Origin of the sequence: Klebsiella sp. A-Nf5, from assembly GCF_002810545.1 — a bacterium.
Taxonomy (GTDB): Bacteria; Pseudomonadota; Gammaproteobacteria; order Enterobacterales; family Enterobacteriaceae; genus Klebsiella; species Klebsiella variicola.
Window position 1 is genome coordinate 86724 of record NZ_PIOG01000169.1, and the last position, 16244, is coordinate 102967.

The window sequence follows — 16244 nt, forward strand, 5'->3', positions numbered from 1 at the left end:
CAAACATCCTCCGCAAACAAGTATTGCAGAGTTTCTTTGTGACCGCTTTCACGGAGCGATAAAAGGGCACCGTAACAAAAATTGCACCAAAATGGTGCTCAATGTTCACACTGAGGCACTATTTTGGTGCATTATCTCCATCATGGTGCAGTCCTTTTGCACTATGGTGCGCATGATACAGCGTTTTATAGGGCATTTAAAAGTTGGCACAGATTTCGCTTTATATTTTTTAAGGCAACAACGCCACTTTTAAGCAGTATGAAGTTTTCGTTACCACGACGACAATGACCAATCCGGGAGAGTTTAAGTATGTCCGCTGAACACGTTTTGACGATGCTGAACGAGCACGAAGTGAAGTTTGTCGATCTGCGCTTCACCGATACCAAAGGTAAAGAACAGCACGTCACGATTCCGTCTCATCAGGTAAATGCCGAATTCTTCGAAGAAGGCAAAATGTTTGATGGCTCCTCGATTGGTGGCTGGAAAGGTATCAACGAATCTGACATGGTCCTGATGCCAGACGCCTCCACCGCGGTCATTGACCCGTTCTTCGAAGAACCGACGCTGATCATCCGCTGCGATATCCTCGAACCAGGCACCCTGCAGGGCTATGACCGCGACCCGCGCTCCATCGCGAAACGCGCTGAAGAGTACCTGCGCGCCACCGGCATCGCTGATACCGTCCTGTTCGGGCCAGAACCAGAATTCTTCCTGTTCGACGACGTCCGCTTCGGCGCCTCTATCTCTGGCTCCCATGTCGCGATCGATGACATCGAAGGTGCGTGGAACTCCTCCACCAAATACGAAGGCGGTAACAAAGGTCACCGTCCAGGCGTGAAAGGGGGTTACTTCCCGGTTCCGCCAGTAGACTCTTCACAGGATATCCGCTCCACCATGTGTATGATCATGGAAGAGATGGGTCTGGTTGTTGAAGCTCACCACCACGAAGTGGCAACCGCAGGTCAGAACGAAGTGGCAACTCGCTTCAACACCATGACCAAAAAAGCGGATGAAATTCAGATTTACAAATACGTTGTTCACAACGTCGCTCACCGCTTCGGTAAAACCGCGACCTTCATGCCGAAACCAATGTTCGGCGACAACGGCTCCGGCATGCACTGCCATATGTCTCTGGCGAAAAACGGGACTAACCTGTTCTCCGGCGACAAATACGCAGGTCTGTCTGAGCAGGCGCTGTTCTACATCGGCGGCGTAATCAAACACGCTAAAGCGATTAACGCCCTGGCGAACCCGACCACCAACTCCTACAAGCGTCTGGTCCCGGGTTACGAAGCGCCGGTTATGCTGGCTTACTCTGCGCGTAACCGCTCTGCCTCCATCCGTATCCCGGTGGTGACCTCTCCGAAAGCGCGTCGTATCGAAGTGCGCTTCCCGGACCCGGCTGCCAACCCGTACCTGTGCTTTGCAGCGCTGCTGATGGCTGGCCTTGATGGTATCAAGAACAAAATCCATCCGGGCGAAGCAATGGACAAAAACCTGTACGACCTGCCGCCGGAAGAAGCGAAAGAGATCCCGCAGGTTGCTGGTTCTCTGGAAGAAGCCCTGCAGGCCCTGGATGCTGACCGCGAGTTCCTGACGGCTGGCGGCGTGTTCACCAATGACGCTATCGATGCTTACATCGCCCTGCGTCTGGAAGAGAACGACCGCGTACGCATGACTCCGCATCCGGTTGAGTTCGAACTGTACTACAGCGTCTAATTTTGCTGTAAATCCAGGGTATGTCGTGTTGTGGCGCGGGATGCCCGGGATATTTTGTTGCCGTGGAAACTTTCAGCCCATCTCAGGATGGGCTTTTTTCTCCACCAACACGCTGATCTCGCGAGCTTTTTACCGATAAAAAGCTATACTGCACTAAATTGGTGCACTCATTTTCAGGAGACTGTCGAATGGCAACAGGCACACTGCCCGATGCTGGGCAGATCCTTAACTCTCTAATCAACAGTATCTTACTGGTCGATGATGACCTGGCGGTGCACTTTGCCAACCCTGCGGCGCAGCAGCTGCTGGCGCAGAGTTCACGCAAGCTGTTTGGCACCCCGTTACCTGAGCTGTTGAGCTATTTCTCATTGAATATTGGGCTGATGCAGGAGAGTCTGCAGGCGGGCCAGGGTTTTACCGATAACGAAGTCACACTGGTTATCGATGGCCGCTCACATATCCTGTCTCTGACCGCCCAGCGGCTACCGGAAGGCTTTATTTTGCTGGAAATGGCGCCGATGGATAACCAGCGCCGCCTGAGCCAGGAGCAACTGCAGCACGCACAGCAGGTCGCCGCCCGCGATCTGGTCCGCGGCCTGGCACATGAGATAAAAAACCCGTTAGGTGGCCTGCGCGGCGCGGCACAGCTGCTCAGCAAAGCCCTGCCCGACCCGGCGCTAACGGAATATACCAAAGTGATCATCGAGCAGGCTGACCGGCTGAGAAATCTGGTCGATCGCCTGCTTGGGCCACAGCATCCGGGCATGCACGTTACTGAAAGTATCCATAAAGTCGCCGAGCGGGTAGTGAAACTGGTCTCCATGGAGTTACCGGACAACGTGAAGTTAATCCGTGATTACGACCCCAGCCTACCAGAGCTGCCCCACGACCCGGATCAAATTGAACAGGTGTTGCTGAACATCGTCCGTAATGCGCTGCAGGCGCTGGGGCCGGAAGGGGGCGAAATTGTTCTCCGCACCCGCACCGCTTTCCAGCTGACGCTGCACGGGGTGCGTTATCGCCTCGCCGCACGTATTGACGTTGAAGATAATGGCCCGGGTATTCCGCCCCATCTCCAGGATACGCTGTTTTATCCGATGGTCAGCGGCCGCGAAGGCGGTACCGGCCTGGGCTTATCTATTGCCCGCAGCCTTATCGATCAGCACTCCGGCAAAATTGAATTCACCAGCTGGCCGGGTCATACCGAATTTTCGGTATACCTGCCTATTCGGAAGTAGAGGTGTTTATGCAACGAGGGATAGCCTGGATCGTTGATGACGATAGCTCCATCCGCTGGGTGCTTGAACGCGCGCTCACCGGAGCCGGCTTGAGCTGCACAACGTTCGAAAGCGGCAATGAGGTGCTAGATGCCCTCACCACCAAAACCCCGGATGTACTGCTGTCAGATATCCGTATGCCGGGAATGGATGGTCTGGCGCTGCTCAAACAGATTAAGCAGCGTCATCCAATGCTTCCGGTCATCATAATGACCGCGCATTCCGATCTGGATGCTGCGGTCAGCGCTTATCAGCAAGGCGCATTTGATTATCTGCCCAAACCTTTTGATATTGATGAAGCCGTCGCCCTGGTCGACCGGGCGATAAGCCACTACCAGGAGCAGCAGCAGCCGCGAAATGCGCCGATAAGCAGCCCAACCGCCGATATCATCGGCGAAGCGCCGGCTATGCAGGATGTCTTTCGCATTATTGGCCGCTTGTCGCGCTCATCCATCAGCGTGCTGATCAATGGCGAATCCGGGACCGGTAAAGAGCTCGTCGCTCACGCCCTGCATCGTCATAGTCCACGTTCAAAAGCGCCGTTTATCGCGCTCAATATGGCAGCAATCCCCAAGGACCTGATTGAGTCCGAGCTGTTCGGCCATGAAAAAGGGGCCTTTACCGGCGCCAATACCGTCCGCCAGGGACGCTTCGAACAGGCTGACGGCGGCACGCTATTCCTGGATGAAATTGGCGATATGCCGCTTGATGTGCAGACTCGTCTGCTGCGTGTGCTGGCGGATGGCCAGTTTTATCGCGTGGGCGGCTACGCGCCGGTGAAGGTTGATGTGCGGATCATCGCCGCCACCCACCAGAACCTGGAACAGCGCGTGCAGGAGGGGAAATTCCGTGAAGATTTATTCCACCGCCTGAACGTGATCCGGGTGCATTTACCGCCGCTGCGCGAGCGCCGGGAAGATATTCCACGTCTGGCTCGCCATTTTCTGCAGATAGCCGCCCGCGAGCTCGGCGTTGAAGCCAAACAGCTGCATCCGGAAACGGAGACAGCGCTGACTCGCCTGGCGTGGCCTGGCAACGTCCGTCAGCTGGAAAATACCTGTCGCTGGCTCACCGTGATGGCCGCCGGCCAGGAAGTGCTGACGCAGGATCTGCCGAGCGAACTGTTTGAGACCACGGTTCCGGACAGCCCGACGCAGATGCAGCCCGATAGCTGGGCGACGCTGCTGGGTCAGTGGGCCGATCGGGCGCTGCGCTCCGGTCATCAAAATCTGCTCTCAGAAGCGCAACCCGAAATGGAACGCACGCTGCTGACAACCGCCCTGCGCCACACGCAAGGTCACAAGCAGGAAGCCGCACGCCTGCTGGGATGGGGTCGTAATACCCTGACGCGTAAGCTAAAAGAGCTGGGAATGGAGTAGTGATTAACGGCATGATGAAAATTAGCCGTTCAGCGCAAAGTGCTGCTATTTTGTACTTTACTGTTCCGATGAGTTGAGTATGATCGTGCCCGGCATTACGGGAGAGCATCATGTTTGAATCACTGGTGAGTATGATATCGAGCGGCGCCGCTGCGAGTCACACGCCACAGACGGCAGTCGCAGCCGTTCTGTGCGCTGCGCTGGTCGGGCTGTTCAGCTAATTGTTCCCCCTCTCCCGTCGGAGAGGGGAAAAACATTAAATGACCCGTGAGAACTGCTGCATCCGAGCCTTTTGCCGTAGATACGCGTCAAAGCACATACAGATGTTGCGGATCAGCAGGCGGCCTTTCGCCGTCACCTGAATGGCCTTATCATCCACAGCCACCAGCCCGTCATGCGCCAACGGCGCCAGTAGCTTCAGGTCTTCCGCAAAATAAGACTGAAAATCCACATCCCACTGCGCCTCTACTGCCTCAATATCCAGACGGAAATTACAGATCAACGCCTTAATCACGTCACGACGTAAACAGTCATCACGGGTTAACGCGATCCCGCGCCACAGGGCGTCCCCTTGCTCTGCCACCTGCTGGTAGTATTGCTTCAGCTCTTTTTGGTTCTGAGCGTAGCTGTCGCCAATCATGCTGATCGCCGAAACGCCCATTCCCAGCAGATCGGTATCCCCCTGGGTGGTGTAGCCCTGGAAATTGCGGTGCAGTATGCCGTGACGTTGCGCGACCGCTAATTCATCGTCTGGGCGAGCAAAGTGGTCCATGCCGATAAACTGATAGCCTGCCGCCGTCAGTGAACCGATGGTCTCCTGCAGGATCTCCAGCTTCTGTTCAGCGGAGGGCAGATCGGCATCTTTAATTTTCCGCTGTGCGGCAAAGAGCGTGGGCAGATGCGCATAGTTAAACACGCTCAGGCGGTCAGGATTGAGCTCAGCGACCTTTTGCAGGGTAAAGGCAAAGCTCTCCGGCGTTTGCTTCGGCAGGCCGTAGATGAGGTCGATATTGGTCGAGGTAAAACCAATCTCCCGCGCATGGTTGAGCAAATCAAAGATGAACGCTTCGTCCTGCTCACGGTTAACCAGACGCTGAACCTCTTTATTGAAGTCCTGCACGCCCATACTCAGGCGGTTGAAACCCTCGGTGCGTAAATGATCGAGGACATCCAGCTCGATCTCACGTGGATCGACCTCAATGGAGATTTCGGCTTCCGCGCTGAAATGGAAGTGGCTGCGCAACAGATTCATCAGGCGACTGATTTGCGCCTTATTGAGATAGGTTGGTGTGCCGCCACCCCAGTGCAGTTGTTTAACCTGGCGACTGGCAAACAGCGGCGCGCGGCGGATGATCTCCTGTTCAAGGACATCGAGATATTGATCGGCCTTATGCTGCTGGCGGGTGACTATCTTATTGCAGCCGCAGAAATAACACAGCTTATGGCAAAAAGGGATATGCACGTACAGCGACAGGGGCCGCTGTGGATAACGGGCCACAGCGGCTTCGAATTCCGCCGCGCCGAATTGCGGTGAAAACTCCAGCGCGGTGGGATACGAGGTATAGCGCGGCCCGGAATAGTTATATTTCTGGATCAGGGCCAGATCCCAGTCGATTATCTGCTCAGACATGCTCACTCCTTCCGATGGTGCCGCCGACGGGTACGCCGTCCCGGCCTCACCGCACCGCGGGTCATGAGCCGGTTGCGCAGCCATTTCTGACGCCGCGACAACCGTCGTAGTTTAACGAATAACCACAGCAGATAACATATAACCAGAAGGGTTATAAGCAGTACCGGGAATCCGATGGGATGCAAATGTTAGTTTCCACCCTTCAGCAGACGCATCATATCTTCCTGACGCTCTTCCTCTTCTTCATCTTCGTCATCGTAAGAGAGGCCGAGCTGCTGCATCAGCTCATCAATGCGATCCAGTTTGGCGTCCACCCAGCTCTGCTCTTCAGCATTCAGGGTGCCGCCCTCTTCCAGACGTTCCAGCAGCGCATCCAGGCGCTCATCATTCTCCAGCAACTCCAGCTCAGCCTGTGGTGAAAGCATAGGTTTCTCGCTCTTTGGTTTATGCTGCTTGGGGGCTGGGGTGCTGCTTTCGCTCACGCCCAGCGGGATCGGTTTTTTACTACCGACGCGTGGGTCTTGCGTCTGGCTCTGTTTTTTGCCCGCTGAAGCCGCATCGCCGCCGTTCGCGCGACTTCCCGCCGCGTGGCCACGATGTTTCTTCTGCCGTTTGCGATCGCGAGCTTCCTGATTTATTTCTTCACGCGACTTGCGGCCGGATTTGCCACGGGTGGCGGATGTCGGTTTTTTCATGGTGTGTAATCTTCAGACAGTATTATTCAGTATAGAATTGAGGCGGAATCTAGCAGAAAGCAAGCAAAGAAAAAAGGCGACAGATTACTCTGTCGCCTTTTTCCTCACTGACCACCCTTAACGGGCTTCTTCTTTCCCTGTTCGCTAACGACTTACCCTGTCTTTCCCTTAGCGTCCAACGGTCCCTGTTTCTTCCTTTTCCCTTTGAAACGTCTCCAAGACGCGCGTCATCCTGACTATCCTGTGGTCTTCGCCTCCTGGCGCTTCCTGACCCCTCGTCCTGAGTCTTAATCCTTTCAGCATCCCCGCCGTTGTGTATTACTTTACCCTGTTGACAAAAATCGACAACCAGCCAGGCCGTTAAAAAAACATTTTCAGATTTCTCTATTTTTATAACCCTTTTATTTTCAATGCATTACATCTTTATCGTCTTATTATTCTCAGGTATGTCCTATACGAAGAATAGTCAATGTCTCACAAACCATATGGTTTTTACTTACAGGAACGGCGTGCGGTAAAAACAGCCTTTTTCTGCTGTTCAGGTATAATCCCTGCCATAGCCTGTTTTAACGGAGACGACCGTCTTGACCAACTGGAATTATCAACTGACGCACTTTGTCACTAGCGCGCCAGATATCCGCCATCTTCCTGCCGATACCGGTATTGAAGTGGCGTTCGCCGGCCGCTCCAACGCGGGAAAATCAAGCGCGCTGAATACGCTGACCAACCAGAAGAGCCTGGCGCGGACCTCCAAGACTCCTGGACGTACGCAGCTGATTAACCTGTTCGAAGTCGCCGATGGCAAACGCCTGGTTGACCTGCCCGGCTATGGTTATGCGCAAGTACCCGAAGAGATGAAGATCAAGTGGCAGCGTGCGCTGGGAGAGTACCTGGAAAAACGTCTGTGCCTGAAAGGCCTGGTGGTGCTGATGGATATTCGCCACCCCCTTAAAGATCTCGATCAACAAATGATCGAATGGGCGGTAGAAAGTGATATTCAGGTTCTGGTCCTGCTGACCAAAGCCGATAAGCTCGCCAGCGGCGCGCGTAAAGCGCAAGTGAATATGGTGCGAGAAGCGGTACTGGCCTTCAATGGCGATGTCCAGGTTGAACCTTTCTCTTCGCTGAAAAAATCTGGCGTGGATAAGCTGCGACAGAAGCTGGATAGCTGGTTTAACGAAATCCCGCCGCAAGAAGCCGTCGAAGACGCCGAGTAACCCCCGCTTTTTCCGGATAACGGCGCGTAGCGCCCTATCCGGACGTTCATATTACGCGGTTTTAACTGTATCAAACTTTTCTTTCGCGCAATAAAAAACGCCCCGGTCATAAATGACCGGGGCGGCTAAAATATTCAGCCAAATCCGATTACGTGAAGTAAAAGGTCTGAAAGATAGAACATCTTACCTCTGTACCCTACGCGATTAACTCTACTCTTCTTTCGCTCACGGATAAAGCATTTTTTGTAGTTTTTTTTCACTATTTACATAGCAAATTCAAATGATCCTCACAAAACGCTATAAGTTATGTTGCTTACTTACAGAAAATCGCTTTGCGCTTTGTATACTTAGTGCGCTTGATCCCAGTTTTCACCACTACCGACTTCCACCAGCAGCGGTACCGCCAGCGTAGTGCTGTTCTCCATCAGTTCATGGATCTTTTTCGACACGGCATCGAGCTCATCTTTATGCACTTCAAAGACCAGTTCATCGTGAACCTGCATGATCATCCGCACGCGAGGTTGCTCCTTCCGCAGCCATTCATCAACAGCAATCATCGCCCGCTTGATAATGTCCGCCGCCGTCCCCTGCATCGGGGCGTTGATCGCCGCACGTTCCGCGCCGGCGCGACGGGCACCATTGCTGGATTTAATATCCGGCAGATAGAGTCGACGGCCATCCAGCGTTTCAACGTACCCTTGCTCTTTCGCCTGAGCGCGGGTGCGCTCCATATACTCCAGGACGCCCGGATAACGCTCGAAATAAAGATCCATATACTTCTGTGCTTCTTTACGCGGGATGTTCAGCTGGCGGGCCAGACCGAAGGCGCTCATGCCATAGATGAGACCGAAGTTGATGGCTTTCGCACTGCGGCGTTGTTCGCTGCTGACGCTGTCCAGTGGTAAGCCAAACACTTCAGCCGCCGTCGCCCGGTGAATATCCTTCCCTTCTGCGAAAGCGGTCAGCAGGCCTTTATCCCGCGACAGGTGCGCCATAATACGCAGTTCGATTTGCGAGTAGTCCGCTGAGACAATGACGTAATCTTCCGGCGCGATAAACGCCTGGCGAATACGCCGTCCTTCTTCGTTACGCACTGGGATATTTTGCAGGTTTGGATCGGTAGACGATAAACGACCGGTAGCAGTGACCGCCTGATGATAGGAGGTATGCACGCGCCCCGTTTTGGGGTTAATCATCAGCGGCAGTTTATCGGTATAGGTCGATTTCAGTTTCGCCAGCCCGCGATATTCCAGAATCACTTTCGGCAACGGATAATCCAACGCCAGCTCTTCCAGGACCTCTTCAGACGTGGACGGCGCGCCGCCCGGCGTCTTCTTCAGCGGCTTGATACCCTGTTTCTCAAACAGAATCGTTTGCAGCTGCTTGGTGGAAGAGAGATTGAACGCTTCCCCGGCAATATCATGCGCGCGCTGCTCCAGCTCAACCAGACGCTGGGCGATCTCCTGTGAGTGCGCATGCAGCACGGCAGGGTCGATTTTCACGCCATTGCGCTCAACCCGAGACAGCACCGGCACCAGCGGCATTTCGATATGCTTAAAGATATTCAGCGGACCTTCATGCTGCTGCAGCTTCGGCCACATCTTCAGATGCAGCTGGAGCGTGACGTCGGCATCTTCCGCCGCGTAGCGGCCAGCCTCCTCCAGTGCAATCTGGTTAAAGGTGAGCTGGTTCTTACCTTTACCGGCGATCTCTTCAAAGGTAATGGTTTTATGCTTCAGCCAGCGGTCGGAAAGACTGTCCATATCGTGACGGCCCGCCACGCTGTCGAGAATGTAGGATTCCAGCATGGTATCGAACGCAATCCCGCGTAGCTCAATGTCGTAGTTGGCCAAAATACCGCGATCGTATTTGAGATTTTGCCCGACCTTGAGCAGCTTCTCATCCTCCAGCAGCGGTTTAAGCAACGCCAGTACGCGCTCGCGGGGGATCTGATCCGGTGCATCAAGATAATCATGCGCCACGGGAACATAGGCGGCCACACCCGGCTCAACCGCAAATGAAAGACCGACCATATTGGCGGAGATGTTATCCAGGCTGTCGGTTTCCGTATCAAAGGCAAAGAGCGGCGCCTGCTTCAGCTTATCGATCCAGGTGACCAGCGTGGCCTCATCAAGGATAGTGACATAGTGCTCTGCTGAAAGGGCGGAGGCCGGTTCATCCTCTGCTTCTGCTTGTGCCGCTGCCGCAGGCTCTGCAGGTTTCGCGGCCGGTTTGCCGCCCTTGGCCTGCAGCCATTTCCCGGCCTCAACGTCGGTTGTCCAGCGCTTAAATTCGTACTGCCTGAACAGCGCCAGCAGGTCGTCAGCCGCCGGCGGTTGCACCTCCAGCTCTTCGCACGTGAGCTCCAGCTCGACGTCGGTTTTAATGGTCGCCAGCTGATAAGAGAGATAAGCCACGTCCTTGTTCTGCTCCAGCTTCGCCGCCATCGTTTTCGCGCCGCGGAAGCTCAGTTCAGCAATTTTCTCCGGTTCCGCATACAGCGTATCAAGGCCGCCAAGGCCTTGCAGCAGCGCCTGGGCGGTCTTCTCACCCACGCCCGGCACGCCGGGAATGTTATCCGAGGAATCGCCCATCAGTGCCAGGAAATCGATAATCAGCTCCGGCGGGACGCCATACTTGGTGACGACCTCATCCGGTCCGAGGATAGTGTTAGTCATGGTATTGATCAGGGTGATCCCCGGCGTCACCAGCTGAGCCATGTCTTTATCACCGGTGCTGATCAGCACCGGACGGCCCGCCCTTTCTGCTTCCCGTGCCAGGGTGCCTATCACATCGTCGGCTTCGACGCCCGGAACCGCCATCAGCGGCAGCCCCATCGCTTTCACCATCTTATGCAAAGGCTCGATCTGCGCACGCAGATCGTCCGGCATCGGCGGGCGGTGGGACTTGTAGTGTTCGAACAATTCATCACGGAAGGTTTTCCCTTTCGCATCAAAGACCACGACGGCATGAGACGGCTGATACTGCAGGATCAAACTGCGCAGCATATTCAGTACGCCGTACATGGCCCCGGTCGGCTCCCCTGCGCTGTTAGTCAGCGGCGGAAACGCATGATACGCCCGATAAAGATAGGATGAGCCGTCAACGAGGATGAGAGGGTTTTCTGGGATCTGAACCATAATTTCCGTGCCTGTTTATCAGATTATGGATAAAGGATGCCACAGACGGGCATGAAATCCTGAATTTTTCCCACATTTCGTGGAAAAGATTCGACGATCGTCGCGATCGCCGGACAACTTTGTTTGTGGATAACTTTGTGCATAGTTTTACAACATCAGCTTATCCGCCCCTGAAAAAAAACGAATAAATACTATTACTCTTTATATATCAGCCAATTAAAAACATATCGGTGAACATGGCATCAATTTGATGACCCAATGTTCCATGTGGATAGAAGATCCTTGTTTTTTTCTGTTCTCGTAAGATCCGTTATTTACCGCGTTTTCTGGTAAAATCAGCCCCTTGCGCAGCTTAAAGGCGCTCTTTGTCAGCCTAACTTTCTGAATAAACTAACTATGTCGAGATTACTCGCTGCGATAACACTTCCGCTGAGTATCGCCTTAACCATCTTAGTCACCATTATCTGCTCTGTACCGATCATCGTCGCCGGGCTGATTAAACTGCTGGTTCCCATTCCAGCGGTATGGCGATCTATATCTGTTTTTTGCAATTTTATGATGTATTGCTGGTGCGAAGGGCTGGCGCTGCTGTTGTATCTCAATCCCTGGCTTAAATGGGACGTCGAGGGTCTGGAAGGCTTAAATAAAAAGAACTGGTATCTGCTGATCAGTAACCACCATAGCTGGGCAGACATCGTGGTGTTGTGCGTGCTGTTCCGCAAGCATATTCCGATGAATAAGTACTTCCTTAAACAGCAGCTGGCATGGGTACCCTTCATCGGCCTCGCCTGCTGGGCGCTGGATATGCCCTTTATGCGCCGCTATTCGCGCAGTTACCTTATTAGACATCCAGAACGACGCGGTAAAGATGTCGAAACCACCCGCCGTTCGTGTGAAAAATTCCGTGCGCATCCGACGACTATCGTCAATTTCGTGGAAGGCTCGCGTTTTACCGAAGCCAAAAAACGCGAGACGCGCTCGCCTTACGATAACCTGCTACCGCCTAAAGCGGCAGGCATCGCCATGGCGCTCAACGTACTCGGTTCGCAGTTCGATAAACTACTGAATGTCACGCTGTGCTACCCGGAGAACAATACAAGGCCATTTTACGACATGCTGAGCGGCCGCCTGACGCGCATTGTAGTACGAATCAATCTGGTCCCTATTGGTGAAGAGCTGCACGGCGATTACGTTAACGATAAGAACTTTAAGCGCGGCTTCCAGCGCTGGCTGAATGGGCTATGGGAAGAGAAAGACCGTCAGTTGACTGACATCATGCAGGGCAAAGAAAGGTAGTCACTGCCAGAACAGCTAAAGTAACGCCGGTCAGTGACCGGCGTTTTTTTTTATTTCTTCTCTACCAGTTGCTTCACGGTATCCGCATACTGAGCGACGAAGACATCCATATTGCTGGTGTCCATCCCCTGCGGGTTCAGCTGGTATTTACCATTAACATACATAGCCGGTACCCCCTGCAGCTGCAGATCGGCTGCAGCTTTCTCTTGCTGAGCGACCAGAGATTTCACCACGAAGCTATTCCATGCGGCATCGTAGTCTTCCCCTTTCACGCCAGCATCGACGAACACCTTACGAATGTCAGCCACGCTCTGCACGGTCTGGGTTTTCTGCACGGCTTCGAACATCGGCGCAGTAATTTTATCTTCAACGCCCAGCGCGATGGCCACCGCCCATGCCTGCGTCAGATCCTTGCCCAGAGGGCCCAGGAACTCAACGTGGTATTTGGTCATTTTGGTGCCTTCCGGCAGTTTCTGACGCACATTGTCAGAAACATGCAGCACTTCTTCAAACTGGTAGCAGTGCGGGCAGTAGAATGAAAAGAACTCGAGCACCTGCGGCTCGCCAGCAATCGGCTTATCAAGGGTGATGTACTGCTTGCCATCGGTGATCTGGGCAGCGGATGCACTAAAAGCCAGAATCATACCAGCCAGCGCCAGCCAAACTTTTTTCATGATTTACTCTCTCCTGGATATATCACATTAATACATTGGCGTTAACTGAAGCGGGGGTTCCTGTAGAACCTTCACCTGCTCAAGAAAAGTCGACGTCTGCCCCCGCCAGTAATCCTCCCCGGTTAACCAGGGGAAATTGACCGGGAAAGCGGGATCGTCCCAGCGTCTGAGCAACCACGCCAGATAATAAACCAGCCGCATAGCGCGTAAAGGTTCAATTAGCGCGATTTCATCGCTGTTAAAGGGGCTGAATTCCTCATAGGCCTCGACGATGGTCTCTAGCTGCATACGCTGTTCAGACTTATCGCCGTTAAGCAGCATCCACAGATCCTGAATCGCCGGGCCGGTTCGCGCATCGTCTAAGTCGACAAACAGTGGCCCGTCGCGCCAGAGGATATTACCCGCATGGCAGTCACCGTGCAGGCGTAACGTGTTCCCGCGGCCGTGCCATTGCTCCATGACGGCAGCAATGAGTTTATCGGTCGCCTTCAGGAAATCGGCCTTCAGGCCAGAGGGGATAAGCGTCGCCTGTTCAAACACCTGGCGCGGTTCCAGCAGGTACTCCTGCACGCCAATTTCCGGGCGGGCAGTAAAGCGCTGTTTGCGGCCAGTCTGGTGCAGGCGCCCCAGATAGCGGCCAACCCATTCCATTTGATCAAGGTTATCCGCTTCGAACTGACGACCACCAAGGCTTGGGAAAACGGCAAAGTAGAATCCCTGATGCTGATGAAGCGTACTGTCGTTAAATAAGAGCGGCGCAGCAACGGGCACTTCATCTTCTACAAGCTGAAGCGCAAACAGGTGTTCTTCAAGGATCTGTTCTGCGGACCAGCGCTCAGGACGATAGAACTTTACCACATAGCGATGGCGCTCTTCGTCCTGGAACTGATAAACGCGGTTCTCATAGCTGTTTAGCGGAGTGAGACCGGAGTCCACCCGCATACCCAGATCGAATAACCCATCGATAATGGTATCCGGGCGAAGCGTCTGAAAAGTAAAAGCCTTACCGTGCATCCTGACATCCGATAATCGTACGAATAGTTCAGGATATCATCTCATTGCACTTTACGCGGCAGCGCTTACAACCTTTTACTCTTTTATTACCCCGCGGGCGCGCAGCAGTGCGGTTTTAAAGTCCTCTTCATAATCCTTCTGAATACCAGGGATGATGGCATCTTTAGAAGAGTCACGCATCTTCAGGTGATAGATCAGAATATCGTCGGAAAGATCGCTCAGTTCGCCATCATAGCCGGCCTCTTTCGCCAGTTTCTGCAAAAATTGCATCAGATTCAGTTCAGGCTCTTTCTGCCAGGCAGGCTGGAGGAGTTCAATTACTTCATTCAGACGTTTACATTTCATGGTCATGCTCCTTACTCTTGATAGGGACAAGTTAACAGGGTCAATCCCACAATGAAAGAGGCGATATTCATATGCAAAGCGAGGCGATAACCGGCGTCGTGCTGGCTGGCGGCAGAGCCACGCGAATGGGCGGCATTGATAAAGGATTACAGCTGCTCAATGGACGCCCTCTCTGGCGTCACGTCGCAGAGGCATTAGCCCCGCAGGTTGATGCGTTAGTCATTAGCGCCAACCGTCATCTTGAACAGTGGCGTGCCAGCGGATATCCGGTCTTTAGAGATATACAGGAGGATTATCAGGGACCACTGGCCGGAATGCTTGCTGTGATGCAGCAGGTTACAAGTCCATGGTTTGTTTTTTGCCCCTGCGACACGCCGTTCATTCCGTCCTTCTTGGTGGATCGCTTTGTACAGCAAAAAGATGCTGCACCGGTCGTTTGGGCCCATGACGGCGAACGGGATCATCCCGCCGTTGCGCTCGTGCATCGACAAATCATCCCGGACCTCGAGGCCTACCTTACCAGTGGAGAACGCCGGGTAATGGTCTTTATGCGTCAGGTCGGCGGACATCCGGTCAGCTTCAGCGAGGTGAAATCAGCGTTCATCAATGTAAATACGCTTGATGATTTGCAGCAGATGCAGGAGCCATCATGATCCCATTACTGGCGATCGCCGCATGGAGCGGTACCGGAAAAACAACATTATTAAAGCGTCTTATCCCTGAGCTGTGCGTCAGAGGTCTGCGTCCCGGGCTGATAAAACATACCCATCATGATATGGACGTCGATAAACCCGGCAAAGATAGCTATGAATTACGTAAGGCGGGCGCTGCGCAGACCATTGTCGCCAGTGAACAGCGCTGGGCGTTGATGACGGAGACGCCAGAGACGCCGGAATTAGATCTCACGTGGCTTGTCAGTCGAATGGATGCCAGCAAACTGGACCTGGTTTTAGTGGAGGGGTTCAAACATGAACCCGTGCCGAAGATCCTACTTTTTCGGCAAAACAGCGGCCACTGTGTAGACGAGCTGGTGATTGATGAGCATACCATCGCCGTGGCCAGCGATGTGCCGATCGCGACATCACTTCCGCAGTTGGATTTAAATGATGTTCCACAGATCGCGACATTTATTGCAAGTTGGTTAGAGAGGCATTAGCAGTTTATCGGTAGGGATTGCTTCTTAACACAGACTTTAATGAATGGCATCGGCAGACAGGGGCCTCCCCGGAGGCGGTGCTGCGCACCTTGTCCGGGCTACCTGTCAGCCCCGGTTTGTAGCCCCGGTAAGCGCAGCGCCACCGGGGAGATATACTCACACAGCAAAAAAACCCCGCACCTTTCGGCCCGGGGTTCTTTTTTAACGCAAAACAAAAAGCTCAGTCTTTCGACTGAGCTTTCTGCTTTATTTGATGCCTGGCAGTTCCCTACTCTCACATGGGGAGACCCCACACTACCATCGGCGCTACGGCGTTTCACTTCTGAGTTCGGCATGGGGTCAGGTGGGACCACCGCGCTAGTGCCGCCAGGCAAATTCTGTTTTATCAACACGTCACCCGGACGCATCGACTAATCTGTATCAGCGCTGAAAATTCTCTCAAATCGCCAAAACACCTTCGGCGTTGTAAGGTTAAGCCTCACGGTTCATTAGTACCGGTTAGCTCAACGCATCGCTGCGCTTACACACCCGGCCTATCAACGTCGTCGTCTTCAACGTTCCTTCAGGAGACTTATAGTCTCAGGGAGAACTCATCTCGGGGCAAGTTTCGTGCTTAGATGCTTTCAGCACTTATCTCTTCCGCATTTAGCTACCGGGCAATGCCATTGGCATGACAACCCGAACACCAGTGATGCGTCCACT

At 53.6% G+C, this 16244-nt stretch carries 14 protein-coding genes and 2 rRNA genes; 8 read left to right on the plus strand and 8 right to left on the minus strand.

Annotated elements, in window-relative coordinates; all coding sequences use genetic code 11:
* Positions 1-309: 309 nt before the first annotated feature.
* From glnA to CWM53_RS31220, 4 genes are all read left to right on the plus strand, one after another.
* Positions 310-1719: a glutamate--ammonia ligase gene (glnA, locus tag CWM53_RS19125; RefSeq protein WP_061156270.1), complete on the plus strand. Its 1410-nt coding sequence runs from the start codon at positions 310-312 to the stop codon at positions 1717-1719.
* A gap of 188 nt (positions 1720-1907) precedes the next feature.
* Positions 1908-2957: a nitrogen regulation protein NR(II) gene (gene glnL / locus CWM53_RS19135; protein ID WP_008807910.1), complete on the plus strand. Its 1050-nt coding sequence runs from the start codon at positions 1908-1910 to the stop codon at positions 2955-2957.
* An 8-nt stretch (positions 2958-2965) separates the two neighbouring features.
* Positions 2966-4375 (plus strand): nitrogen regulation protein NR(I), encoded by a 1410-nt coding sequence (gene glnG / locus CWM53_RS19140; RefSeq protein WP_008807911.1) that lies wholly within the window; start codon positions 2966-2968, stop codon positions 4373-4375.
* A gap of 110 nt (positions 4376-4485) precedes the next feature.
* A complete protein-coding gene (locus CWM53_RS31220; RefSeq protein WP_004152951.1) occupies positions 4486-4596 on the plus strand; it encodes a YshB family small membrane protein in 111 nt (36 codons plus the stop codon).
* A 35-nt stretch (positions 4597-4631) separates the two neighbouring features.
* On the opposite strand, the gene hemN is transcribed toward CWM53_RS31220, so the two are convergent.
* Complete coding sequence (hemN, locus tag CWM53_RS19145; RefSeq protein WP_061156271.1) at positions 4632-6005, minus strand: oxygen-independent coproporphyrinogen III oxidase; 1374 nt, start codon at positions 6003-6005, stop codon at positions 4632-4634.
* A 188-nt stretch (positions 6006-6193) separates the two neighbouring features.
* Positions 6194-6700, minus strand: a complete 507-nt coding sequence (gene yihI / locus CWM53_RS19155) for a Der GTPase-activating protein YihI (protein ID WP_061156272.1) — start codon at positions 6698-6700, stop codon at positions 6194-6196.
* Positions 6701-7284: 584 nt separating this feature from the next.
* Here yihI and yihA point away from each other — a divergent pair.
* Positions 7285-7917, plus strand: coding sequence for a ribosome biogenesis GTP-binding protein YihA/YsxC (gene yihA / locus CWM53_RS19160; RefSeq protein WP_074387468.1), 633 nt, complete (start codon positions 7285-7287; stop codon positions 7915-7917).
* Positions 7918-8264: 347 nt separating this feature from the next.
* On the opposite strand, the gene polA is transcribed toward yihA, so the two are convergent.
* Complete coding sequence (gene polA / locus CWM53_RS19165; RefSeq protein ID WP_074387469.1) at positions 8265-11057, minus strand: DNA polymerase I; 2793 nt, start codon at positions 11055-11057, stop codon at positions 8265-8267.
* 396 nt (positions 11058-11453) lie between these two features.
* Between polA and CWM53_RS19170 the strand changes: the two genes are divergently transcribed.
* On the plus strand, positions 11454-12353 hold the full coding sequence (locus CWM53_RS19170; protein WP_100632109.1) for an acyltransferase: 900 nt from the start codon (positions 11454-11456) through the stop codon (positions 12351-12353).
* Positions 12354-12403: 50 nt separating this feature from the next.
* On the opposite strand, the gene dsbA is transcribed toward CWM53_RS19170, so the two are convergent.
* The 3 genes from dsbA to CWM53_RS19185 all read right to left on the minus strand — a co-directional run bounded on the left by dsbA (position 12404) and on the right by CWM53_RS19185 (position 14386).
* Positions 12404-13027 (minus strand): thiol:disulfide interchange protein DsbA, encoded by a 624-nt coding sequence (gene dsbA, locus CWM53_RS19175; RefSeq protein ID WP_008807917.1) that lies wholly within the window; start codon positions 13025-13027, stop codon positions 12404-12406.
* Between the two features lie 27 nt (positions 13028-13054).
* On the minus strand, positions 13055-14041 hold the full coding sequence (locus CWM53_RS19180; protein WP_074387471.1) for a serine/threonine protein kinase: 987 nt from the start codon (positions 14039-14041) through the stop codon (positions 13055-13057).
* Between the two features lie 75 nt (positions 14042-14116).
* Positions 14117-14386 (minus strand): YihD family protein, encoded by a 270-nt coding sequence (locus CWM53_RS19185; RefSeq protein ID WP_061156277.1) that lies wholly within the window; start codon positions 14384-14386, stop codon positions 14117-14119.
* A 71-nt stretch (positions 14387-14457) separates the two neighbouring features.
* Here CWM53_RS19185 and mobA point away from each other — a divergent pair, with 71 nt between their 5' ends.
* Both mobA and mobB read left to right on the plus strand, forming a co-directional pair.
* Entirely contained in the window at positions 14458-15039 is a 582-nt protein-coding gene (mobA, locus tag CWM53_RS19190; protein WP_100730486.1) for a molybdenum cofactor guanylyltransferase MobA, read from the plus strand.
* The gene (gene mobB, locus CWM53_RS19195; protein WP_074387473.1) at positions 15036-15542 is read left to right on the plus strand and encodes a molybdopterin-guanine dinucleotide biosynthesis protein MobB; all 507 of its coding nucleotides are present in this window, start codon (positions 15036-15038) and stop codon (positions 15540-15542) included. The genes mobA and mobB overlap by 4 nt, the downstream gene beginning before the upstream one ends.
* A gap of 255 nt (positions 15543-15797) precedes the next feature.
* Here the strand turns inward: mobB and rrf are convergent.
* A 5S ribosomal RNA gene (gene rrf, locus CWM53_RS19205) occupies positions 15798-15913 on the minus strand.
* Positions 15914-16009: 96 nt separating this feature from the next.
* A 23S ribosomal RNA gene (locus CWM53_RS19210) occupies positions 16010-16244 on the minus strand; the annotation flags it as partial.